Below are 20,221 nucleotides of genomic sequence, written 5' to 3'. Positions count from 1 at the left end.
CTCGGCAAGGTCTCACTTACAGCTGATTTGCATCGACTGCCCGGCTGCCGGGTGCACTGCAGGAAATGGGTGCACCGTAATGACGACAAACCGGCGAGAAGTTACTCCCCTTGTTGCGCGGATAGTAGCAGCGGTAAAAGATAACGCCAAGAGGCATCTTCACTACCGCCAGAAATAAATCGGGGCCCCATCAAGGAGCCCCGCAAACAGGTTCAACTCATCCCCATCAGAGTGGATCGACCTTGAGGCAGGAGACAGCGTGATCGAAGTTCCCCTCCAGCACAGGGCGGGTCTTAGCGCACTCGGGGCCAGCCACCGGGCAGCGGGTGCGGAACACGCAACCGGACGGCGGGTTCATCGGTGAGGGCAAGTCCCCCTCCAGGATCTGGATCACCTTGTTGCGCTCCAGCTCAGGGTCCGGGATCGGCACCGCTGACATCAGCGCCTTGGTGTAGGGATGCAGCGGATTGGCAAAGATCTCCTTGCGGGTCCCCAGCTCGACGGCGTTGCCCAGATACATCACCAGCACCCGCTCGGAGATGTGTTTGACCACCGACAGATCGTGGGCGATGAAGATGAGCGACAGCCCCATCTCCTTTTGCAGGGATTTGAGCAGGTTGACCACCTGCGCCTGAATGGAGACGTCAAGCGCCGACACCGGCTCGTCGCAGATGATCATCTTGGGCTCGAGGATCAGCGCCCGGGCAATCCCGATCCGCTGGCACTGGCCACCGGAGAACTCGTGCGGATAGCGGTTGACCAGGTTGGGCAAGAGCCCCACCTTACTCATCATGGCGCGCACCTTCTCCTTCACCTCTTCCCGTGGCAGGTTGGGATAGAAGGTGATGAGCGGCTCGGCGATGATGTCGCCGATGGTCATGCGCGGGTTCAGAGAAGCCAGCGGGTCCTGGAAGATCATCTGGATCTCTTTGCGCTTCTCGCGCAGGGCATTCTGATCGAGCTTGGTGAGATCGTCACCCAGCCACACCACCTTGCCATCGGTGGCCGGTACCAGACCGATGATGGCGCGGGCAAAGGTCGATTTGCCGCAGCCGGACTCCCCCACCACACCGAGGGTTTCCCCCTCATAGAGACGCAAGGTCACGCCATCGACCGCCTTGAGGTCGGACGGTTTGGCCCAGGGCCACGCCTTGCCACTCTTGATACTGAAGTGGACCTTGAGGTCAGACACTTCCAACAGCAATTTCTTATCGGCACCCATTTAGTTGGCCCCCTTGTTCATGGCATCCGAACCCCAGTGACAGGCTCGCTCCCGACCGTCGTTGAAGGGGGTCAGGATCGGTGACTGCTGGCCGCAAATCTCGCTGACCCGGTGGCAACGCTCCTGGAAGGGGCAACCGGTGGGCAGACGCAGCAGGTTGGGCGGATTGCCCGGGATGGTGGGCAGCACTTCCCCTTCGGTATCGAGGCGGGGAATGGCGCGCAGCAAGCCTTCGGTGTAGGGGTGGCTCGGGCGATAAAAGATATCGTCTACCTTGCCGTACTCCATGGTACGACCGGCATACATCACCAGCACCTTGTTGCAGATACCGGCGACCACGCCGAGGTCGTGGGTGATCATGATGATGGCGGTGTTGAACTCGCGCTTGAGCTCGTTCATCAGGGTCATGATCTGGGCCTGTACGGTCACGTCAAGCGCGGTGGTCGGCTCGTCGGCGATCAGCAGTTGCGGCCGGCAGAGCAGCGCCATGGCGATCATCACCCGCTGACGCATGCCGCCGGAGAACTCGTGGGGATACATCCCCATCCGTTTGCGTGCTTCGGGAATTTTGACCGCATCGAGCATCCGTACCGACTCTTCGAATGCTTCCGCCTTGCTGACGCCCTTATGCAACATCAGCACTTCCATCAGCTGATCCTGCACCTTCATGTAGGGGTTGAGCGAGGTCATGGGGTCCTGGAAGATCATGGCGATCTTCTCGGAGCGGATCTTGTTGAGCTTGGACTCCGGCAGGTTGAGGATCTCCTCCCCCTGAAACTTGGCGGAACCGGTAATAATGCCGTTCTTGGCCAGCAGCCCCATGATGGCAAAGGCCGTCTGGGATTTACCGGAGCCGGACTCGCCGACGATCCCCAGGGTTTCACCCGCAGAGAGAGAAAAATTGAGGTCGTTGACCGCCACCACATTGCCATCCGGGGTCTTGAACTCGACCCGCAGATCTTTCACATCCAGTAACTTCATATAAAAACTCCTTATCGATCTTTCGTGATGCTTTCCTGTCGACCCGATGCTCGATTAACGATCTTTCGGATCGAGGGCGTCACGCAGACCATCCCCGAGGAAGTTGAAGCAAAACAGGGTCACCACCATAAAACCGGCGGGGAACAGCAGTTGCCAGATGGCCACTTCCATCGACTTGGAGCCTTCATCCAGCAGGGCACCCCAGCTGGTCATCGGTTCCTGAACCCCAAGGCCCAGGAAACTCAGGAAGGATTCAAACATGATCATCCCCGGCACCAGCAAGGTGGCGTAGACGGCCACGATACCGAGTACGTTCGGTACGATGTGACGGGTGATGATCTTCCACTTGGAGACGCCACAGACGGCCGCCTCGATAAACTCCTTGCTCTTGAGGCTGAGAGTCTGGCCGCGCACGATACGCGCCATGTCGAGCCAGCTCACCGCCCCGATAGCGATAAAGATGAGTGCCAGATTGCGGCCAAAGAAGGTGACCAGCATGATGACAAAGAACATGAAGGGGAAGGCGTTGAGGATCTCCAGTACCCGCATCATCAGGCTGTCGACCCGCCCGCCGATAAAGCCGGAGGCCGCGCCATACAGGGTGCCGATGATGACCGCCACCATGGCGCCCATGATGCCGACCATCAGGGAAATCCGGCCACCCAGCAGAGTGCGCACGAACAGATCGCGCCCCAGGCTGTCGGTACCGAAGTAGTGACCCGCTTCCATATCGGGCGGCGACTGCATGGCGCCCCAGTCCGGATCGTCAAAGGTGTATTGGGACAAATGGGGGCCAAAGATGACCGCAAGACCGATGATGGTCAGAATGATCAGGCTGGTCAGGGCCGCCTTGTTGCGCAGGAAACGGCGACGGGCATCCTTCCACAGGGAGCGTCCCTCCACCACTTCCACTTTTTGCGCGAACGCCTCGACGGCATCGCGTTTTTCAGTTGAAACAACCATGATGAACTCCCGAATTAGTAACGGATCTTGGGATCGATAAAGGCGTAGAGAATATCGACCACAGCGTTAAAGGTGATGGTGAGGGCGCCGACCAGAATGGTCAGACCGAGCACCATGGAGTAATCACGGTTAAGGGCACCATTGACGAACAGCTGACCGATCCCCGGCAGACCGAAGATGGTCTCGATCACCACGGAACCGGTGATGATGCCGACAAAGGCCGGGCCCAGATAGGAGACCACCGGCAGCATGGCCGGACGCAGCGCGTGTTTCAGGATGATGTGGCGCAGCGGCAAGCCCTTGGCACGGGCGGTACGGATGAAGTTGGAGTTCATGGTCTCGATCATGCTGCCCCGCATGATCCGCGAGATGGCAGAGATGTAGTACATCATCATGCCGAACACCGGCAGCACCATAAACTGGATGCCACCCCCCTGCCATCCACCGGCAGGGAACCAACCCAGATGAATACTGAAAAACAGCACCAGCAAGGGCGCCAGCACAAAGCCCGGGATCACCACCCCGGCCATAGCCGACGACATCAGCAGATAATCGATGATGGTGTTCTGTTTCAGTGCCGCTATGGTGCCGAAGGTGACCCCCAGCAACACGGCGAAGAAGAAGGCCGTAGTCCCGATCTTGGCGGATACAGGCAACGCCTGGCTCACCAGATCATTGACGGTGAAATCCTTGTATTTGAAAGAGGGGCCCAAATCACCCTGCACCAAGTTGCCCAGGTAGGTGAGATATTGCATGCCAATGGGTTTGTCGAGCCCGTATTTGGCCTCAATGTTGGCGATGACTTCGGGGGGCAGTGAACGCTCGCTGGTAAAGGGGTTACCGGGGGCGAAACGCATCATGAAGAAAGAGACGGTGATCAAAACCAACAGAGTCGGGATCGCTTCCAATAGCCGTTTAAAAATGAATTTCAACATAGACATTTCCTGTCCTGTACTGCTTCCAAAGGGTCGCGGTTGTAATAAAGGCCCACCGTCTGGCGGGCCCTGCTTGTTATGCGACTTGTTGCTTTAAATCAGTGAGCAATGATGTACATATCTTTGCTGTAGAGGTTATCCAGCGGGTTAGCCGGGTAGCCACCCACATAGGATTTCACCATGCGCGGAGTAACGTATTGATAGATAGGGGCGATCGGCATGTCCTTGGCAAGGATGGCCTCAGCCTGGGCATAGATCTTGTTGCGGGCCACATCGTCAACCTGATCGCGAGACTCATCCATCAGCTTGTCATACTCCGGATTGGAGTACTTGCCGTCGTTGGTGCCGTGGGTGGTCTGCATCAGATCCAGCATGGAGGAGGCTTCGTTGTAGTCAGCGTTCCAGCCGGCACGAGCTACTTCAAACTGCCCCTGTTTCTTGGTTTCCAGATAAGTTTTCCACTCCTGGTTGACCAGGCTCACCTGCACGCCCAGCTTCTTCCACATGGAGGCCACGGCCACGGCCACTTTCTTGTGGTTGTCGTCGGTGTTGTAGAGCAGTTCGAGCTTGAGCGGCTTGCTGGCATCGAAACCGGCTTCTTTCAACATGGCTTTCGCTTTGGTATCACGCTCGGCCTGGGTCATCTTCGACCAATCGGCGACCACTGGCTTGAAACCATCCACATAGTCTGGGGTCAGACCGTAAGCCGGAGTCTGGCCCTGACCCATTACCTTGTCGGCGATCACGTTGCGATCGATGGCGTAGGAGAGCGCAGTACGGACACGCACATCGTCAAACGGTTTGTGCTTGAAGTTGAATTGGTAATAGTAAGTGGACACCAAGCCGGTCACCTTCAGCTCATTCGGGTAATCCTTCTTGAGCTGCTTGAAACGTTCGATAGGAGTGGTGTAAGTCAGATCCACCTCACCCGCCAGATAGCGGCTCAGATCGGCGTTGGTAGACTGGATCGGCAAATAGACCACTGTATTGATCACTGTCTTGCCGTCGTCCCAGTAATTCTTGTTGCGCTCAAGCTCTATCCGCTCGTTGACCACCCATTTCTTCAGCACATAGGCACCATTGGATACCATATTCTCCGGCTGGGTCCACTTGTCACCAAACTGCTCGACTACCTTTTTCGGTACCGGATAGGTGGTGGTGTGGGAGAGCATGCTGACGAAGTAAGGGATCGCTTTCTCAAGCTGCACTTCGAAGGTGTAGTCGTCGGTCGCCTTCACACCCAGCGTATCAGCGGGTTTCTTACCAGCGATAATATCGGTGGCGTTGGCGATAGTCGGCATCTCAAGATACCAGGAGTAAGGAGAGGCTGTCTTCGGATCAACGGCACGCTGGAAAGCAAAAACGAAATCGTGGGCAGTGACCGGGTCACCGTTGGACCACTTGGCATCTTTGCGCAGATGGAAGACGTAGTGCTTGTTATCCTTGGTTTCCCAAGATTCTGCTACGCCAGGCAGTACTTCACCCTTGGGACCAGAAAGTACCAGCCCCTCGAACAGGTCACGAAGAATATTGGATTCGACCGTTCCTTCGGTCTTGTGCGGGTCAAGGGTCGCAGGCTCGGAGCCGTTGCCCTTTACCAGTTGCTGGACTTCAGCCAGCTTGGTTCCCGCCGGGACATCGGCAGCCTGAGCCACATTGACGCCACCAAACAGTGCAGCCATCAGCAATGTGTTAATCATTGTTTTTTTATGAGTCATTTCCCTACTCCAACAAGAACATTCCATGCGTTTTTTAAAGTGACGGGGTTAAAACCCGCTCCCAGCATAATTCCCTGCCAATTCCGATAATGCAACAGATATTGTCAGGGTAATCGTCATTTTCTGGTCAAAAAATCAGCTGAGGTGCGCTTTTTCAGTATTAAAACACCAACAAAACGCTCATTTTTCACACAAACGACCGATTCTAGAAAAGACCGGGCAAAAAGCAACCAATAAAAAGCCGGTCACGAGGACCGGCTTTCATAAAGCGGAGCTGGCTCACATCAGGCTGGGGAAAACCCCCTTGATACCGGCCACCATGATCTCGATACCCAGCGACATCATGATAAGACCCATGATACGGGTCACCACGTTGATGCCGGTGTTGCCCATGATCTTGAACAGCAGCGGCGCGGCGCGGAAGATGAGCCAAGAGCAGAAGGAGAAGACCACGACAACCACTGACATGCCGAGCAGCTGCTGCCAGTGGCTCTGGCTGGCATAGACAATCACCGAGGAGATGGCACCGGGGCCCGCCATCAGCGGCAGCGCCAGCGGTACCACGGCGATAGACTCGCGCACTGCCAGTTCGCCCTTTTCCTGTTTGTTGTGCTTCACCTCGCCCAGCTTGCCCTGCAGCATCGACCAGGCAATCAGGGTAATCAGCGACCCACCGGCGATCCGGAACGACGCCAGCGAGATGCCAAACCCATCGAGGATCAGCTGCCCCATATACATGGAGACCAGCAGGATCACCATCACCGCGATATTGGCGGTGGTATTGGTTTTCATCCGCTCGGCCTGGGTATGGTGGCTGGTCAGACTGACAAACACCGGCAACAAACCAAGCGGGTTGATAATTGCGAACAAACCGACAAAAAACTTCAGATACAACGAGACGTCAATTGCTGCCATAGGCGCCTTCCAATAGAGTTTCGGGCCCAGCGGGCCAGTCCATTAATTTCGTGCGTAAATTTACATCATAGCCAGAGCGGGCACCAATCAAATAATCTCACCATTTTGAGGGTTTTTTAGTTAGTTCATCTAATGCATCCGCGCTAACTGGCATAAACCGATGCCAAAAGCCCTTTCTACCGCCCGACACGCGTTAGAAAAGTGAGCGCAAACCTGCTTAATCATAACCGGAGAGTACGACGATGACTGACCGAATGACCAAGCGACTCGAGAGGATCCAGGCTTTGCCTTCCCACTATTTCAGGCCAGACATCACTTCATTGACTCGGCAAGAGAGCCACAATGCAAAAACCGGGAAAGCGGGCAGAAATAGCCTCCTTGGGGAATAAAGCGGATTAGTCATGGATTAAAACAACAATCATTTTTGCAACAAACGCTGGAATAAAGTGCGTTTGTCGGTGATTTTGAAACCAATTCACTCATATTTGCTAACCTATACCGCCAAAATAGCTCTGTAATACTATGGCCGAGTGCAATTAACCACTTGATAAATGTGGTTTATTACTCTGCATTAACAAGTCTCTCACCTTTCCCTTTGATGCACATTCCGATAACATCAGTCAAACAAGGATTGTGAAATAAAATTTCTTTTGTTCTTTTGTTACACATGATCCAGATCAAGTTTTTCTGAGTCAGCCCCGCTCTATAATCGACTCAGAAAGCGATTTAGTAAGGCATGTGAAAAAGCTGTTGCAACGATACCGTCTTGACAGGGCGACTATAATTGCCGGGCATTGCCAACGTCTTACTAAACAGTTTTCAAATAATCAGGAGATAAACATGGCAGTAACCAATTTGGCTGAACTGGATGCACTGGTCGCCCGCGTTAAGGAAGCCCAGCGTGAATTCGCCAGCTTCTCTCAAGAGCAGGTAGACAAGATCTTCCGTGCCGCCGCCCTGGCCGCCAACAACGCCCGTATCCCCCTGGCCCAGATGGCCGTGGAAGAATCCGGTATGGGTATCATCGAAGACAAGGTTATCAAGAACCACTTCGCCTCCGAATACATCTACAACAAGTACAAAGACGAGAAGACCTGCGGCATTCTGAGCGAAGATGATCAGATGGGTACCATCACCATCGCCGAGCCGGTAGGTATCATCTGTGGTATCGTTCCGACCACCAACCCGACCTCCACTGCGATCTTCAAATCCATGATCGCGCTCAAGACCCGCAACGCCATCATCTTCTCCCCGCACCCCCGCGCCAAGAACTCCACCAATACCGCTGCCAAGCTGGTACTGGATGCCGCTGTTGCCGCCGGTGCGCCGAAAGACATCATCGGCTGGATCGACCAACCGTCTGTTGAGCTCTCCAACGCCCTGATGAAGCACGAAGACATCAACCTGATCCTGGCCACCGGTGGCCCGGGCATGGTGAAAGCAGCCTACTCTTCCGGTAAGCCTGCTATCGGTGTCGGTGCCGGTAACGTGCCTATCGTTATCGACGAAACCGCCGATGTTAAGCGTGCCGTTGCCTCCATCCTGATGTCCAAGACTTTCGATAACGGCGTGGTCTGTGCTTCCGAGCAGGCAGTCATCGTTGTTGATGCCATCTACGACCAGGTTAAAGAGCGCTTTGCATCCCACAAGGGCCATGTGCTCTCCAAAGAAGATGCTGACAAGGTACGTAAAGTCATCCTGATCAACGGTGCCCTGAACGCCAACATCGTTGGCCAGCCAGCCACCAAGATTGCCGAGATGGCAGGCGTGACTGTACCGGCTGATACCAAGATCCTGATTGGTGAAGGCGTCAAGCTGTGTGCAGAAGATGAGTTTGCTCACGAGAAATTGTCCCCGCTGCTCGGTATGTTCCGTGCAAGCAGCTTCGAAAACGCCGTTGATATGGCCTGTGACATGGTCAACATCGGTGGTATCGGCCACACCTCAGGTCTGTACACCGACCAGGACCGCAACGCTGACCGCATCAAGTACTTCGGCGACAAGATGAAGACCGCGCGTATCCTGATCAACACTCCGTCTACCCAAGGCGGTATCGGTGACCTGTACAACTTCGCAATGGCTCCGTCCCTGACCCTGGGTTGCGGCTCCTGGAGCGGTAACTCCATCTCCGAAAACGTGGGTCCGAAGCACCTGATCAACAAGAAGACAGTCGCAAAACGGGCAGAAAACATGCTGTGGCACAAACTTCCGAAATCCATCTACTTCCGTCGTGGTTCCCTGCCGATCGCTCTGAGCGACCTGGAAGGTAAAAAGCGTGCCATGGTCGTAACTGACCGCTTCCTGTTCAACAACGGCTACGCCGATGAACTGGTCAGCCTGCTGAAAGCACAGAATATGGAAGTGGAAGTGTTCTACGAAGTAGAAGCTGACCCGACCCTGGCTGTGGTTCGCAAGGGTGCCGAGATGGCCAACTCCTTCAAACCGGACGTTATCCTGGCGCTGGGCGGTGGTTCACCGATGGATGCAGCCAAGATCATGTGGGTGATGTACGAGCACCCGAACACTGCGTTCGAAGATCTGGCCATGCGCTTCATGGACATCCGCAAGCGTATCTACAAATTCCCGAAAATGGGCGTGAAGGCCGAACTGGTCTGTATCACCACCACTTCCGGTACCGGCTCTGAAGTCACTCCGTTTGCGGTAGTAACCGATGAAGTGTCTGGTCAGAAGTATCCGCTGGCTGACTACGAGCTGACCCCGAACATGGCCATCGTTGATGCCAACCTGGTCATGGGTATGCCGAAGTCCCTGTGTGCCTTCGGTGGTATCGATGCCGTGACTCACGCCATGGAAGCCTATGTTTCCGTACTGGCTAACGAGTACTCCGACGGTCAGGCGCTGCAAGCCCTGAAAATGCTGAAAGAGTACCTGCCATCCAGCTACCAGAACGGTGCCAACGACCCGATCGCTCGTGAGAAGGTGCACAATGCAGCCACCATCGCCGGTATCGCGTTCGCCAACGCCTTCCTGGGTGTGTGCCACTCCATGGCTCACAAACTGGGTGCCGAGTTCCACATTCCGCACGGTCTGGCTAACGCCCTGCTGATCAGCAACGTCATCCGCTACAACGCGAACGACAACCCGACCAAGCAGACTGCGTTCTCCCAGTACGACCGCCCGCAGGCTCGTCGTCGTTACGCCGAAGTCGCTGACCACCTGGGTCTGACTGCTGCCGGTGACCGCACCGCCGCCAAGATCGAGAAGCTGCTGACCTGGCTGGACGAGCTGAAGGCTACCCTGGGTATCCCGGCCTCTATCCGCGAAGCTGGCGTGACTGAAGCTGACTTCCTGGCCAAGGTTGACCAGCTGGCTATCGAAGCTTTCGATGACCAGTGCACCGGCGCCAACCCGCGCTACCCGCTGATCAGCGAACTGAAGCAGGTTCTGCTGGACTCCTACTACGGTCGTCCGTTCACCGAAGCCGCTCCGGTAACTGCTGCCCCGGTTGAAGCCAAGGTTGAAGGCAAGAAGAAATCCAAGGCCTGATAACCAGTCCTGAGATAACAAGCCCGCGCACTGCGCGGGCTTTTTTTATCTGCCACTTATCACAGAGCTCCTCTCTCCAGCCGATTGCGGTAGTGCAGCCCCTAACTTCCCAACCAACCAACCAACCAACCAACCAACCAACCAACCAACCAACCAACCAACCAACCAACCAACCAACCAACCAACCAACCAACCAACTCGCCCCAGCCAATCCGCTATCAACATCCCAACCTGTCACTCTGTATTGATGGGCACCTGTGATAACAAGAGCACACTCCATCACCTCCTATCCCCTACCCCCAACGAATTACCCTGACGGGCAGATATGAGCAGTCAACGCCATCTCAAGAGCTAAAGGTGTGATAAACAGGATAAGCGGAGCCTCGCTAACGCAATGCAGCAGAACTGCGACTGGCATACGTACAGGGCCAACCAACTGGCAGAGACAGAGCAATGATAATTCGCAGAGAAAACGGGAAAGATTGTCAGTGAAGAGAATTGTTGCGCCGATTGCTCAACCGACACATCAGCAGTTGCCACGATGCAAAGATAAAAAAATGGCAGCCATCAGGCTGCCATCGGGAGAGCACGATTCAGCGATCAGAGGGTCGCAGCGACTTCATCGGAGATGGAGCCGTTGTGATACACCTCTTGCACATCGTCCAGATCTTCCAGCATGTCGATCAGACGCATCAGCTTGGGTGCAGTTTCTGCATCCAGCTCCGCTTCGGTGGAGGGGATCATGGTCACTTCGGCGCTCTGGGCCTTGAAGCCGGCAGCTTCCAGACCATCCAGCACGGTACCGAAGTCGTTCGGGGTGGTGTACACCTCGATGGTGCCATCCTCTTCGGTGACCACGTCATCGGCGCCCGCTTCCAGCGCGGCATCCATCAGGGCATCTTCGTCTACGCCCACGAAAGTCAGCAGACCTTTCTTGCTGAACAGATAGGCAACGGAGCCGTCGGTACCCAGGTTGCCACCGCACTTGCTGAAGGCGTGACGCACTTCGGCTACGGTACGGTTACGGTTGTCGGTCAGGCACTCTACCATCACGGCAGAGCCAGCCGGGCCGTAACCTTCGTATACGATGGTCTCGAGCTGTTCGCCATCGCCACCACCGGCGCCACGCTGAATGGCACGGTTGATGGTGTCGCGGGTCATGTTGTTGGTCAGGGCGGCAGTCACCGCAGCACGCAGACGCGGGTTGTTGGCGGGATCGGCATCACCCAGACGCGCGGAGGTAGTGATTTCGCGGATCAGCTTGGTGAAGATCTTGCCACGCTTGGCGTCCTGAGCGGCCTTGCGGTGTTTGATGTTGGCCCATTTACTGTGACCTGCCATAGAGACTCTCCGTTATTTTTTAAATGTCAGTAACACTGATCATGACTAACCCAAGGGAAACACAGAGGCCGCACGGCGGCGGCCTCCGGTGCCGGTATCGGCTTACTCGTCGCCCTTGACGGTGGTTGCAATCGCCAGCTCACCCAGTTGGGCGGCGTTGGCAAGGCTGGGGGCGTCTGTCATCAGACAGGCGGCCGCGGTCGTTTTCGGGAAGGCGATGACGTCCCGAATGTTTTCGGTGCCGGTCAGCAGCATGCTGAGACGGTCCAGACCGAAGGCCAGACCGGCGTGCGGCGGGGTGCCGTACTTCAGCGCATCCAGCAGGAAGCCAAACTTCAGGCGCTGCTCGGCCGGGGTGATACCCAGGATATCGAACACGGTGGATTGCATCTCGCTGTTGTGGATACGGACAGAACCGCCACCCACTTCGTAACCGTTGATCACCATGTCGTAGGCGTTGGCGTAAGCACCCACCGGGTTGGCTTTCAGCTCGGCCGGGCTCATGTTGCTCGGCGCGGTGAAGGGGTGGTGCATGGCAGCCAGACCGCCTTCGCCATCTTCCTCGAACATCGGGAAGTCGATGACCCACAGCGGCTTCCAGCTGTTCTCCAGCAGACCCAGATCACGGCCCACTTTCAGACGCAGGGCGCCCATGGCATCGCAAACCACTTTCTTGGAGTCGGCACCGAAGAAGATGATGTCGCCGTCGGCCGCGCCGGTACGGGCCAGGATCTCGCGCACGATGGAGTCAGAGAGGAACTTGGCAACCGGAGACTGCACGCCTTCGATGCCATTGGCCGCTTCGTTGACCTTCATCCAGGCCAGGCCCTTGGCACCGTAGATACCGACAAACTTGGTGTACTCGTCGATATGCTTGCGAGAGAGCTCGGCACCACCCGGTACTTTCAGGGCTGCCACACGGCCTTTCGGATCGTTGGCGGGGCCCGCGAACACGGCGAACTCGACAGCAGTCAGCAGATCAGCCACATCGACCAGCTCCATCGGCAGACGCAGGTCCGGCTTGTCGGAGCCGTAGCGACGCATGGCTTCGTCAAAGGTCATGATCGGGAAGTCGCCCAGATCCACGTTCAGGATGTGCAGCCACAGTTTACGGATCATCTCTTCCATCACTTCACGCACCTGCGGCGCGGTCATGAAGGAGGTCTCCACGTCGATCTGGGTGAATTCCGGCTGGCGGTCGGCACGCAGGTCTTCGTCACGGAAGCACTTGACGATCTGGTAGTAGCGATCGAAGCCGGACATCATCAGCAACTGCTTGAACAGCTGGGGGGATTGCGGCAGAGCGTAGAACTTGCCCTTGTGCACGCGGCTCGGCACCAGATAGTCACGGGCACCTTCCGGGGTGGCCTTGGTCAGCATCGGGGTCTCGATATCGAGGAAGCCGTGCTCGTCCATGAAGCGGCGTACGAAGGCGCTGGCCTTGGCACGGGTCTTCAGGTACTTGGCCATCTCGGGACGACGCAGATCCAGGTAACGATACTTGAGGCTGATCTCTTCGCTGTTGACCTGATTGAAGTCCAGCGGCAGCGGCTCGGCACGGTTGATGATGTTGAGTTCGTGGGCGAACACTTCGATGGCGCCAGTGGCCATGTCGCTGTTGCGCTGGGACTCGGGACGGGTGCGCACCACGCCGGTCACCTGGATGCAGAACTCGCCGCGCAGCTCGGAGGCCAGGGCGAACGCGTCCGGCTTGTACGGATCGAAGAACACCTGAACGATCCCTTCCCGGTCGCGCATATCGATAAAGATCAGACCGCCGAGATCACGACGACGATGAACCCAACCGCACAATGTAATGGTCTGCCCTGCATGGGCCTCATTGACCTGTCCGCAATAGATAGAGCGCATGGACTTCTTCCTTCGAAATTGTAGAGAGACGGTTAACCTTGGGCCGCCGGGCACGACTGGCAAGCACCGTCTGTCTCACAGCTGGCCAGATTCTTTTTCTTACCCGGTTTGAAATCAGTCTCGTACCATCCGGTTCCCTTGAGCCGGAAGCCTGCCGCCGATATCAGCTTGACCAGATTCGGCTTGCTACAGGCCGGACAGTCGGTCAGGGGGGCATCGGAAAGCTTTTGCAGTTTTGCCAATTCATGGCCACAGACGTCGCAACGATATTCGTAGATAGGCATGGGTCACAAGAAATTGAAAAACAAAAGGGCTGGCATTATAGAGGAAAACCCCCTTTTGGGTAAAATGGCCAGCGGCCTCCTTTCGCCAGTTTTTTGCACTCGATGGCAAAAAGCGGGCAAAAAATCGGCACGAATGCACCTAGAGCGAAGAGAATAGCCATCATGAGCCTCTATTTGGGCCTGCCACAGTGGTCCCACCCCAGCTGGCCCGGCCAGTTGCTGGGCCTTGGCGCCAAGCCTGCCGAACACCTTGCCCACTACGCCACCGTGTTCAATTCGGTGGAGGGCAACACCACCTTCTACGCCCTGCCGACACCGGATACTGTTCAGCGCTGGGCCGATGCGGTGCCCGATCACTTTCGTTTCAACTTCAAGTTTCCGCAAACCATCAGCCACCAGAGCGATCTGGTGAGCACAGACAAACAGGTTGCCGACTTTATTCGCCTGCTTGCCCCGCTGCACGACAAGCTGGGGCTGCTCACCCTGCAGTTGCCCGCCCGTTTCGGGCCACAGGGGTTGGCCAGACTGGCGGCCTTTATCGAGCGGCTGCCACGGGCGTTTCGCTACGCCCTCGAAGTGCGTCATCCCGACTTCTTCGCCAAGGGGGAGGCCGAGCGGGCATTAAACCGGCTGCTGATGGAACAGGGAGTGAACCGGGTGATGCTCGACAGCCGGCCACTCTTCTCGGTGCCAGCAACCACGCCATCCCTTGTCGATGCCCAGGGCAAGAAGCCACGCCTGCCGGTACATCTGCTGGCCACCGCCAACGCTCCCATGGTGCGCTTTATCGGCCTGCCGGATCCGGCGGCCAATCACCCCTTCCTGCCCAGCTGGCTCCCCCACTGGCGCCAGTGGCTCGCGGAGGGGAAAGATCTCTACCTCTATATACATACTGCCGACAACGCCCAGGCACCTGAGCTGGCCCGCCAGATCACCCGCTTGCTGGAGCAGGAGATGGCCCCCTGGCCGGGGGAAAACGATCGCGCACGGCAGGGAGTGCTGCGCTTTTAGCCAACCCATTCTGCGGCCATCGTTTCGCTGCAAAAAAAGTGCTTTTTTGTGGCGTGGCAAGCCCTGGCGTCAAGACAAACGGCCATCAATCCTCTACACTACCGCCCCAAGTAAGGGTCCGGAACATGGCCCGTACGAACAGGACAGGTCCAAAGGATTTCACGACCAGCCAACCCGTTCGTAAACAGGTGATAAATCTACTCTGATGGGTGTCACCCAACGACTCAATTGAACAATACAGCCGGGTGATGTCCCGGCTGTCAGGTTGCGCCAGCATGCATACCAAAGATCAAATTTTTGCCGCCCCGATCGCCCGATTGGGAGACTTCTGTTTTGACGAACAGGTCGTCGACGTTTTTCCCGATATGATCCAGCGCTCGGTGCCGGGTTACAGTAACATCATCTCTGCCATCGGCATGATGGCCGCCCGCTACGCCCAACCCGAGAGCCGACTCTATGATCTCGGCTGCTCACTGGGCGCCGCGACCCAGGCGATGCGTCGCCATGTCAGCCAGTCCGGCTGCCGCATCACCGCGGTGGATCTCTCCCACCCGATGATTGAGCGCGCCCGCGCCCACCTCTCCGGTTTCAAATCCGAGGTGCCGGTGGAGCTGGTAGAGGCGGATATCTGCGACATCGAGATCGAGAACGCCTCCGTGGTGGTGCTCAACTTCACCCTGCAATTTGTCGAGCCAGAAAAACGGTCCGCCCTGATCCAGCGCATTCACGATGGTCTGCGCCCGGGCGGGATCCTGATCCTGAGCGAAAAGTTCCGCTTCGAAGATGAACCGGTCAACGAGCTGCTCATCGATCTTCACCTCGACTTCAAGCGGGCCAATGGCTATAGCGAGCTGGAGATCAGCCAGAAACGCACTGCCCTTGAGAACGTGATGCGCACCGACAGCCTGCCGGTGCATCAGGCCCGTCTGCGGGATGCCGGTTTCGTCCATCAGGATCTCTGGTTCCAGTGCTTCAACTTCGGCTCCATGATTGCCATCAAATCCAGCGACGCCCAGCCATGATCGACTTTGCCAATTTCTATCAACTGATTGCCAAAAACCGGCTGAGCCACTGGCTGCATACTCTGCCCGCCCAGTTGCACGCCTGGCAACATGACAACCAGCATGGCGACCTGCCGCGCTGGAACCGCGCCCTCAACAAGCTGCCGGTGGTCTCCCCCGGCAACATCGAGCTGAAAAGCCGGGTCGAGATTGGCTCGGCCGAGAGCCTTGGCGAAGGGGAGCGCAAGAAGGTCGAGAGCCTGCTGCGCCACTTCATGCCCTGGCGCAAGGGGCCGTTCACCGTGCACGGCATCCACATCGACACCGAGTGGCGCTCTGACTGGAAGTGGGATCGGGTGCTGCCCCATATCAGCCCGCTCGAAGGGCGTTACGTGCTGGATGTAGGTTGCGGCAGCGGCTACCACCTCTGGCGCATGGTGGGTGAAGGGGCCAAGCTGGCGGTCGGCATAGACCCGAGTCCGCTGTTCCTCTGCCAGTTCGAGGCCATTCGCCACTTCGCGGGCAATGATCAGCGCGCCCACCTGTTGCCGCTCGGTATTCAGGAACTGCCGGAGCTGCGTGCTTTTGACACCGTCTTCTCGATGGGGGTGCTCTATCACCGCAAATCCCCCATCGAGCACATCGAGCAGCTGCGCAATCAATTGAAAGATGATGGCGAGCTGGTGCTGGAGACGCTAGTGATTGACGGCGGGGTCAACGACGTGCTGATGCCCACCGATCGTTACGGCAAGATGCGCAACGTCTGGTTTATTCCCTCAAGCCGCGCCCTCAAGCTGTGGGTCGAGCGCTGCGGCTTCACCGACGTGCGGATAGTAGACGAGAATATGACCAGCACCGACGAACAGCGTCGTACCGACTGGATGATTAATGAATCCTTGAGTGACTATCTGGATCCAGACAATCCGGCACTCACGGTAGAAGGACACCCGGCGCCGAAACGTGCCGTACTGATTGCCCGCAAGGCCAAAGACTAGCCGATGGCGATTCAGGAAGTTACACTGACCCAATTCCAGGAAGCACAGTTAAATGAATGACATGAAAAGCAAATTAAAAGGAATGACCCTGCTCTCCCTGCTTAGTCTCGGCGGGTGTGTCAATATGGAAAAAGCGCCTCAGGTCCCTGCTCTGACGCTGGCCGAGCTTCGTAGCGAGCTGAGCCAGAGCGAGCTGCGCCTGCAAACATCCATGGAACAGCAACAGAAGCAGTATGTGCAGCAACAGCACCTGCTGGTTCAGCTCAACACAGATGTCACCAATATGAAAGAGTCCATCAAGCAAGTAGACCACAAGCTCGCCACCCTCCCCTCCGAGCCGCCCAAGCCGATGGCCATCCCCACCGAGAAGTGCCCGGCCCCCAATCAGGGTCACACCATCGATGGCAAGCTGATGGTCGGTGAAGCCGAGTGGATCTGGGTTGATGCGGCCAACGACGCCTTCCAGGCGCGGGTCGATACCGGTGCGACCACCTCCTCCATCAGTGCGCAGGAGATCACCATTTTCGAGCGCAACGGCAAAAACTGGGTGCGCTTCTTCCTGAGCCATCAGGAAGTGGACGACAAGATCCAGATCGAAGCGCCGCTGGTACGCCATGTGCGGGTGCGTCAGGCCTCTGCCGACGATCTGGACCGCCGTCCGGTAGTGCGTCTGGCCGTGCGCATTGGCGACATGACCGAGAAAGCCGAATTTACCCTGAAAGACCGTAGCGACATGACCTTCCCTGTGCTGCTGGGTCGCGAATTTTTGAAAGACATCGCCGTGGTTGATGTGGCCCGCGAATATATCCAACCCAAACCCAAGCTCAAGGATGTGAAATAATCCATGGTTTCCCGTAAGCCGTTCTATTTGCTGGTAGCCCTGCTGTACATTGTCGGCCTGGGGATGACGATCTATCACCATATCGCGTTGGATGTACCGCTGACGCCCGGTGAAAAGCGCCAGATCTGGTCCATCGAAGCCAAGCTGGAGTTCGAGGCGACCGGTGAGCCGGTGATCGCCTCCCTGGCCATTCCGGGCACCCAGCCCGGTTTCACCCTGATGAACGAGAACGCCGCCAGCCCGGGCTACGGCCTCTCCTTTGTTGAGAAAGATGGCGATGCCCGCGCCGAGTGGTCCATCCGCACCGCCTCTGGCCGTCAGGAGCTCTACTACCGCGTCGACATGATGGCGGATGCCCATGCCAAACCGGCCGCCAATCCGCAGCCGCCTGCCATCGAGAAGCAGATCGAGAGTGAGCCTTACGCCACCGCGATGAAGCAGATCCTCGAGCGGGCCCAGGAGCGCTCTGCCGACGGCTACACCCTGACTCGCGAGATCATCAAGGAGATCGAGAAGCAGGAGCAGAACGCCGAGCTGCTGAAAAAGCACAAGAGCCGCGCCAACCTGATCGCCGAACTGCTCAACAATGCTGACGTCCCCACCCGCGTGGTGCATGCCCTGAATCTGGAAGATGGCCGCCGTCGTCAGGAGCTGGTGGATTACCTGCAGGTATTCAACAGCCCGACCGACTACAAGCTGTTCAACCCGCAAACCGGTGAACAGGGTCGTCCGGCCAACCTGCTGCTGTGGGAATACAACTCCGGCGCCCTGCTGGACGTGACCGGTGGTCACAACTCCCGTGTCAGCTTCTCGATGATCGAGCAGGAGCAGCCAGTCAGCGTGGCACTGGCGCAGAAGTTCGAAAAATCAGAGATGATGAACTTCTCCATCCACAGCCTGCCGCTGGAAGAGCAGACCCTGTTCAAGGGCTTGCTGCTGATCCCGATCGGCGTGCTGATGGTGGTGTTCCTGCGGGTTCTGGTGGGGATCAAAACCTCCGGTACCTTCATGCCGGTGCTGATCGCGGTCGCCTTTATCCAGACCTCGCTGGTCACCGGCCTCATCGGCTTCCTGCTGATCGTCGGCACCGGTCTCATCATCCGATCCTATCTGTCGCGGCTTAACCTGCTGCTGGTCGCCCGAATATCGGCCATCATCATCATGGTTATCTCGATGATCGGTATCTTCTCCGCGTTCGCCTTCAAGCTGGGGCTGACCGACGGCATGAAGATCACCTTCTTCCCGATGATCATCCTCTCCTGGACCATCGAACGGATGTCCATCCTGTGGGAAGAAGAGGGCCCGAAAGAGGTGTTCCGCCAGGGCGGCGGCTCTCTGCTGGTTGCAGTCATCGCCTATCTGGCCATGGATAACGAGCTTATTCGTCACCTCACCTTCAACTTCCTCGGCCTGCAGCTGGTGCTTATGGCGACCGTGCTGTTGATGGGTAACTACACCGGATACAAGCTGAGCGAACTGAAGCGCTTCAAGCCGCTGGTGGACGAGATGAAATCTGGCGTCACCCCGGGTAAGGACAAGTAACCGATGTGGTTCTGGGAAAAATACACAACCCCGTGGAGCCTGTCCCAATCAGGCATCCTCGGCATGAACAAGCGCAACCACTCCTACATCAGCCGCTACAATCCGCGCAGCCTCTATCCGCTGGTGGATGACAAGCTGCAGACCAAGCAAATTGCGCTGGATGCAGGGGTCACCGTGCCTGAGCTGATCGGTACCATCCGTGCCCAGCACGATGTGGGTCGCATCACCGAGCTGGTAAAAGATTGGCCGGGCTTCTGCATCAAGCCGGCCCGTGGCTCGGGCGGCAAGGGGATCCTGGTGATCCTGCGTCAGGAAGATGGCCTCTTCTACAAGCCCAACGGCAGCGCCTCCAACGGTCAGGATCTGGAGCGCCATGTCTCCAACATTCTGGCGGGGCTCTATTCGCTTGGCGGCAAGCCAGACGTGGCACTGGTCGAAGGCCTTATCAACTTTGATGATGTGTTCGACGGCTACTCTTTTGAAGGGGTACCCGATGCCCGGGTCATCATCTTCAAGGGGTTCCCGGTGATGGCGATGATGCGCCTCTCCACCGCCGCCTCCGACGGCAAGGCGAATCTGCACCAGGGCGCCGTGGGGGTGGGTCTGTGCCTGCGTACCGGTCGAGCCCTGCGGGCGGTGCAGTTTGGCAATCCGCTGCGCCACCATCCGGATACCGGCCTCGATCTCTATGAGCTCAAGGTCCCACACTGGGATACCCTGCTCACCCTCGCCGCCTCCTGCTACGAGATGTCGGGTCTGGGCTATATCGGGACAGACATGGTGCTGGACAAGTTCCGCGGCCCCATGCTGCTGGAGCTCAACGCCCGTCCCGGCCTTGCCATCCAGATCGCCAACGGTCGCGGCCTGGTGCCCAATCTAAAGACCATCGAGAAGCTGGGGCAGGTGAAGATGAACGTGGAGCAGCGGGTCAATTTCGCCAAGGATCACTTCGGGATCTTTGAGGAATAACACCTCCGCTTGTGAACTAAGCGCGCCTATGGCGCGCTTTTTTTATGGCGATTGTCTGTCGGCATATCCCCCCACCCAGCCATTCGGATCAGCATCTCATTTCGAAACAACGAGTACGCCAGCGAAC

16 protein-coding genes are annotated in these 20,221 nt (G+C 57.2%); 7 read left to right on the top strand and 9 right to left on the bottom strand.

Annotated features, from left to right (window positions below):
- Positions 1–226: 226 nt before the first annotated feature.
- The 6 genes from oppF to ACTG2G_RS18525 all read right to left on the bottom strand — a co-directional run bounded on the left by oppF (position 227) and on the right by ACTG2G_RS18525 (position 6,734).
- Positions 227–1,222, bottom strand: a complete 996-nt coding sequence (gene oppF, locus ACTG2G_RS18550; protein ID WP_439985728.1) for a murein tripeptide/oligopeptide ABC transporter ATP binding protein OppF — start codon at positions 1,220–1,222, stop codon at positions 227–229.
- A complete protein-coding gene (locus ACTG2G_RS18545; RefSeq protein ID WP_429205841.1) occupies positions 1,223–2,203 on the bottom strand; it encodes an ABC transporter ATP-binding protein in 981 nt (326 codons plus the stop codon).
- 54 nt (positions 2,204–2,257) lie between these two features.
- On the bottom strand, positions 2,258–3,166 hold the full coding sequence (gene oppC / locus ACTG2G_RS18540) for an oligopeptide ABC transporter permease OppC (RefSeq protein WP_439985727.1): 909 nt from the start codon (positions 3,164–3,166) through the stop codon (positions 2,258–2,260).
- Between the two features lie 14 nt (positions 3,167–3,180).
- Complete coding sequence (gene oppB / locus ACTG2G_RS18535; protein WP_005337672.1) at positions 3,181–4,101, bottom strand: oligopeptide ABC transporter permease OppB; 921 nt, start codon at positions 4,099–4,101, stop codon at positions 3,181–3,183.
- Positions 4,102–4,199: 98 nt separating this feature from the next.
- Entirely contained in the window at positions 4,200–5,819 is a 1,620-nt protein-coding gene (locus ACTG2G_RS18530; protein ID WP_421386109.1) for an ABC transporter substrate-binding protein, read from the bottom strand.
- Positions 5,820–6,098: 279 nt separating this feature from the next.
- Entirely contained in the window at positions 6,099–6,734 is a 636-nt protein-coding gene (locus tag ACTG2G_RS18525; protein WP_005337678.1) for a YchE family NAAT transporter, read from the bottom strand.
- Positions 6,735–7,574: 840 nt separating this feature from the next.
- On the opposite strand from ACTG2G_RS18525, the gene adhE reads away from it, so the two are divergent.
- Positions 7,575–10,241 (top strand): bifunctional acetaldehyde-CoA/alcohol dehydrogenase, encoded by a 2,667-nt coding sequence (gene adhE, locus ACTG2G_RS18520; RefSeq protein ID WP_019446648.1) that lies wholly within the window; start codon positions 7,575–7,577, stop codon positions 10,239–10,241.
- Between the two features lie 600 nt (positions 10,242–10,841).
- On the opposite strand, the gene ACTG2G_RS18515 is transcribed toward adhE, so the two are convergent.
- The 3 genes from ACTG2G_RS18515 to ACTG2G_RS18505 all read right to left on the bottom strand — a co-directional run bounded on the left by ACTG2G_RS18515 (position 10,842) and on the right by ACTG2G_RS18505 (position 13,735).
- Positions 10,842–11,582, bottom strand: coding sequence for a YebC/PmpR family DNA-binding transcriptional regulator (locus tag ACTG2G_RS18515; protein WP_005337681.1), 741 nt, complete (start codon positions 11,580–11,582; stop codon positions 10,842–10,844).
- 102 nt (positions 11,583–11,684) lie between these two features.
- A complete protein-coding gene (aspS, locus tag ACTG2G_RS18510; protein WP_439985726.1) occupies positions 11,685–13,451 on the bottom strand; it encodes an aspartate--tRNA ligase in 1,767 nt (588 codons plus the stop codon).
- A gap of 32 nt (positions 13,452–13,483) precedes the next feature.
- Positions 13,484–13,735 carry an FmdB family zinc ribbon protein gene (locus ACTG2G_RS18505; RefSeq protein WP_005337686.1) on the bottom strand — a complete coding sequence of 84 codons (252 nt, stop codon included), beginning with the start codon at positions 13,733–13,735 and terminating at the stop codon, positions 13,484–13,486.
- A 162-nt stretch (positions 13,736–13,897) separates the two neighbouring features.
- Here ACTG2G_RS18505 and ACTG2G_RS18500 point away from each other — a divergent pair, with 162 nt between their 5' ends.
- From ACTG2G_RS18500 to ACTG2G_RS18475, 6 genes are all read left to right on the top strand, one after another.
- Positions 13,898–14,746: a DUF72 domain-containing protein gene (locus ACTG2G_RS18500; protein ID WP_158109345.1), complete on the top strand. Its 849-nt coding sequence runs from the start codon at positions 13,898–13,900 to the stop codon at positions 14,744–14,746.
- Positions 14,747–15,021: 275 nt separating this feature from the next.
- The gene (gene cmoA / locus ACTG2G_RS18495) at positions 15,022–15,768 is read left to right on the top strand and encodes a carboxy-S-adenosyl-L-methionine synthase CmoA (RefSeq protein WP_158109346.1); all 747 of its coding nucleotides are present in this window, start codon (positions 15,022–15,024) and stop codon (positions 15,766–15,768) included.
- Positions 15,765–16,742, top strand: a complete 978-nt coding sequence (cmoB, locus tag ACTG2G_RS18490; RefSeq protein ID WP_013723597.1) for a tRNA 5-methoxyuridine(34)/uridine 5-oxyacetic acid(34) synthase CmoB — start codon at positions 15,765–15,767, stop codon at positions 16,740–16,742. Before cmoA ends, cmoB begins: the two co-directional genes overlap by 4 nt.
- Positions 16,743–16,794: 52 nt before the next feature.
- Positions 16,795–17,583 (top strand): ATP-dependent zinc protease family protein, encoded by a 789-nt coding sequence (locus ACTG2G_RS18485; RefSeq protein ID WP_058055899.1) that lies wholly within the window; start codon positions 16,795–16,797, stop codon positions 17,581–17,583.
- A gap of 3 nt (positions 17,584–17,586) precedes the next feature.
- Positions 17,587–19,125: an inactive transglutaminase family protein gene (locus tag ACTG2G_RS18480; protein WP_005337699.1), complete on the top strand. Its 1,539-nt coding sequence runs from the start codon at positions 17,587–17,589 to the stop codon at positions 19,123–19,125.
- A 3-nt stretch (positions 19,126–19,128) separates the two neighbouring features.
- Positions 19,129–20,094: an alpha-L-glutamate ligase-like protein gene (locus tag ACTG2G_RS18475; RefSeq protein ID WP_005337700.1), complete on the top strand. Its 966-nt coding sequence runs from the start codon at positions 19,129–19,131 to the stop codon at positions 20,092–20,094.
- Positions 20,095–20,221: the final 127 nt, after the last annotated feature.

The sequence above is a fragment of the Aeromonas sp. 55A genome (assembly GCF_051919665.1).
GTDB classification, from domain to species: Bacteria; Pseudomonadota; Gammaproteobacteria; order Enterobacterales; family Aeromonadaceae; genus Aeromonas; species Aeromonas veronii.
This window is presented reverse-complemented; position numbering and strand designations above follow the sequence as displayed.

What these genes read in the sequence shown, in the direction of transcription:
- ACTG2G_RS18485 (WP_058055899.1), top strand. Translation starts at nt 16,795, where the DNA reads ATGAATGACATGAAAAGCAAATTAAAAGGAATGACCCTGCTCTCCCTG.
- ACTG2G_RS18530 (WP_421386109.1), bottom strand. Translation starts at nt 5,819, where the DNA reads ATGACTCATAAAAAAACAATGATTAACACATTGCTGATGGCTGCACTG.
- oppF (WP_439985728.1), bottom strand. Translation starts at nt 1,222, where the DNA reads ATGGGTGCCGATAAGAAATTGCTGTTGGAAGTGTCTGACCTCAAGGTC.
- cmoB (WP_013723597.1), top strand. Translation starts at nt 15,765, where the DNA reads ATGATCGACTTTGCCAATTTCTATCAACTGATTGCCAAAAACCGGCTG.
- ACTG2G_RS18480 (WP_005337699.1), top strand. Translation starts at nt 17,587, where the DNA reads ATGGTTTCCCGTAAGCCGTTCTATTTGCTGGTAGCCCTGCTGTACATT.
- aspS (WP_439985726.1), bottom strand. Translation starts at nt 13,451, where the DNA reads ATGCGCTCTATCTATTGCGGACAGGTCAATGAGGCCCATGCAGGGCAG.
- ACTG2G_RS18525 (WP_005337678.1), bottom strand. Translation starts at nt 6,734, where the DNA reads ATGGCAGCAATTGACGTCTCGTTGTATCTGAAGTTTTTTGTCGGTTTG.
- ACTG2G_RS18545 (WP_429205841.1), bottom strand. Translation starts at nt 2,203, where the DNA reads ATGAAGTTACTGGATGTGAAAGATCTGCGGGTCGAGTTCAAGACCCCG.
- ACTG2G_RS18475 (WP_005337700.1), top strand. Translation starts at nt 19,129, where the DNA reads ATGTGGTTCTGGGAAAAATACACAACCCCGTGGAGCCTGTCCCAATCA.
- oppB (WP_005337672.1), bottom strand. Translation starts at nt 4,101, where the DNA reads ATGTTGAAATTCATTTTTAAACGGCTATTGGAAGCGATCCCGACTCTG.
- adhE (WP_019446648.1), top strand. Translation starts at nt 7,575, where the DNA reads ATGGCAGTAACCAATTTGGCTGAACTGGATGCACTGGTCGCCCGCGTT.
- ACTG2G_RS18515 (WP_005337681.1), bottom strand. Translation starts at nt 11,582, where the DNA reads ATGGCAGGTCACAGTAAATGGGCCAACATCAAACACCGCAAGGCCGCT.
- ACTG2G_RS18505 (WP_005337686.1), bottom strand. Translation starts at nt 13,735, where the DNA reads ATGCCTATCTACGAATATCGTTGCGACGTCTGTGGCCATGAATTGGCA.
- cmoA (WP_158109346.1), top strand. Translation starts at nt 15,022, where the DNA reads ATGCATACCAAAGATCAAATTTTTGCCGCCCCGATCGCCCGATTGGGA.
- oppC (WP_439985727.1), bottom strand. Translation starts at nt 3,166, where the DNA reads ATGGTTGTTTCAACTGAAAAACGCGATGCCGTCGAGGCGTTCGCGCAA.
- ACTG2G_RS18500 (WP_158109345.1), top strand. Translation starts at nt 13,898, where the DNA reads ATGAGCCTCTATTTGGGCCTGCCACAGTGGTCCCACCCCAGCTGGCCC.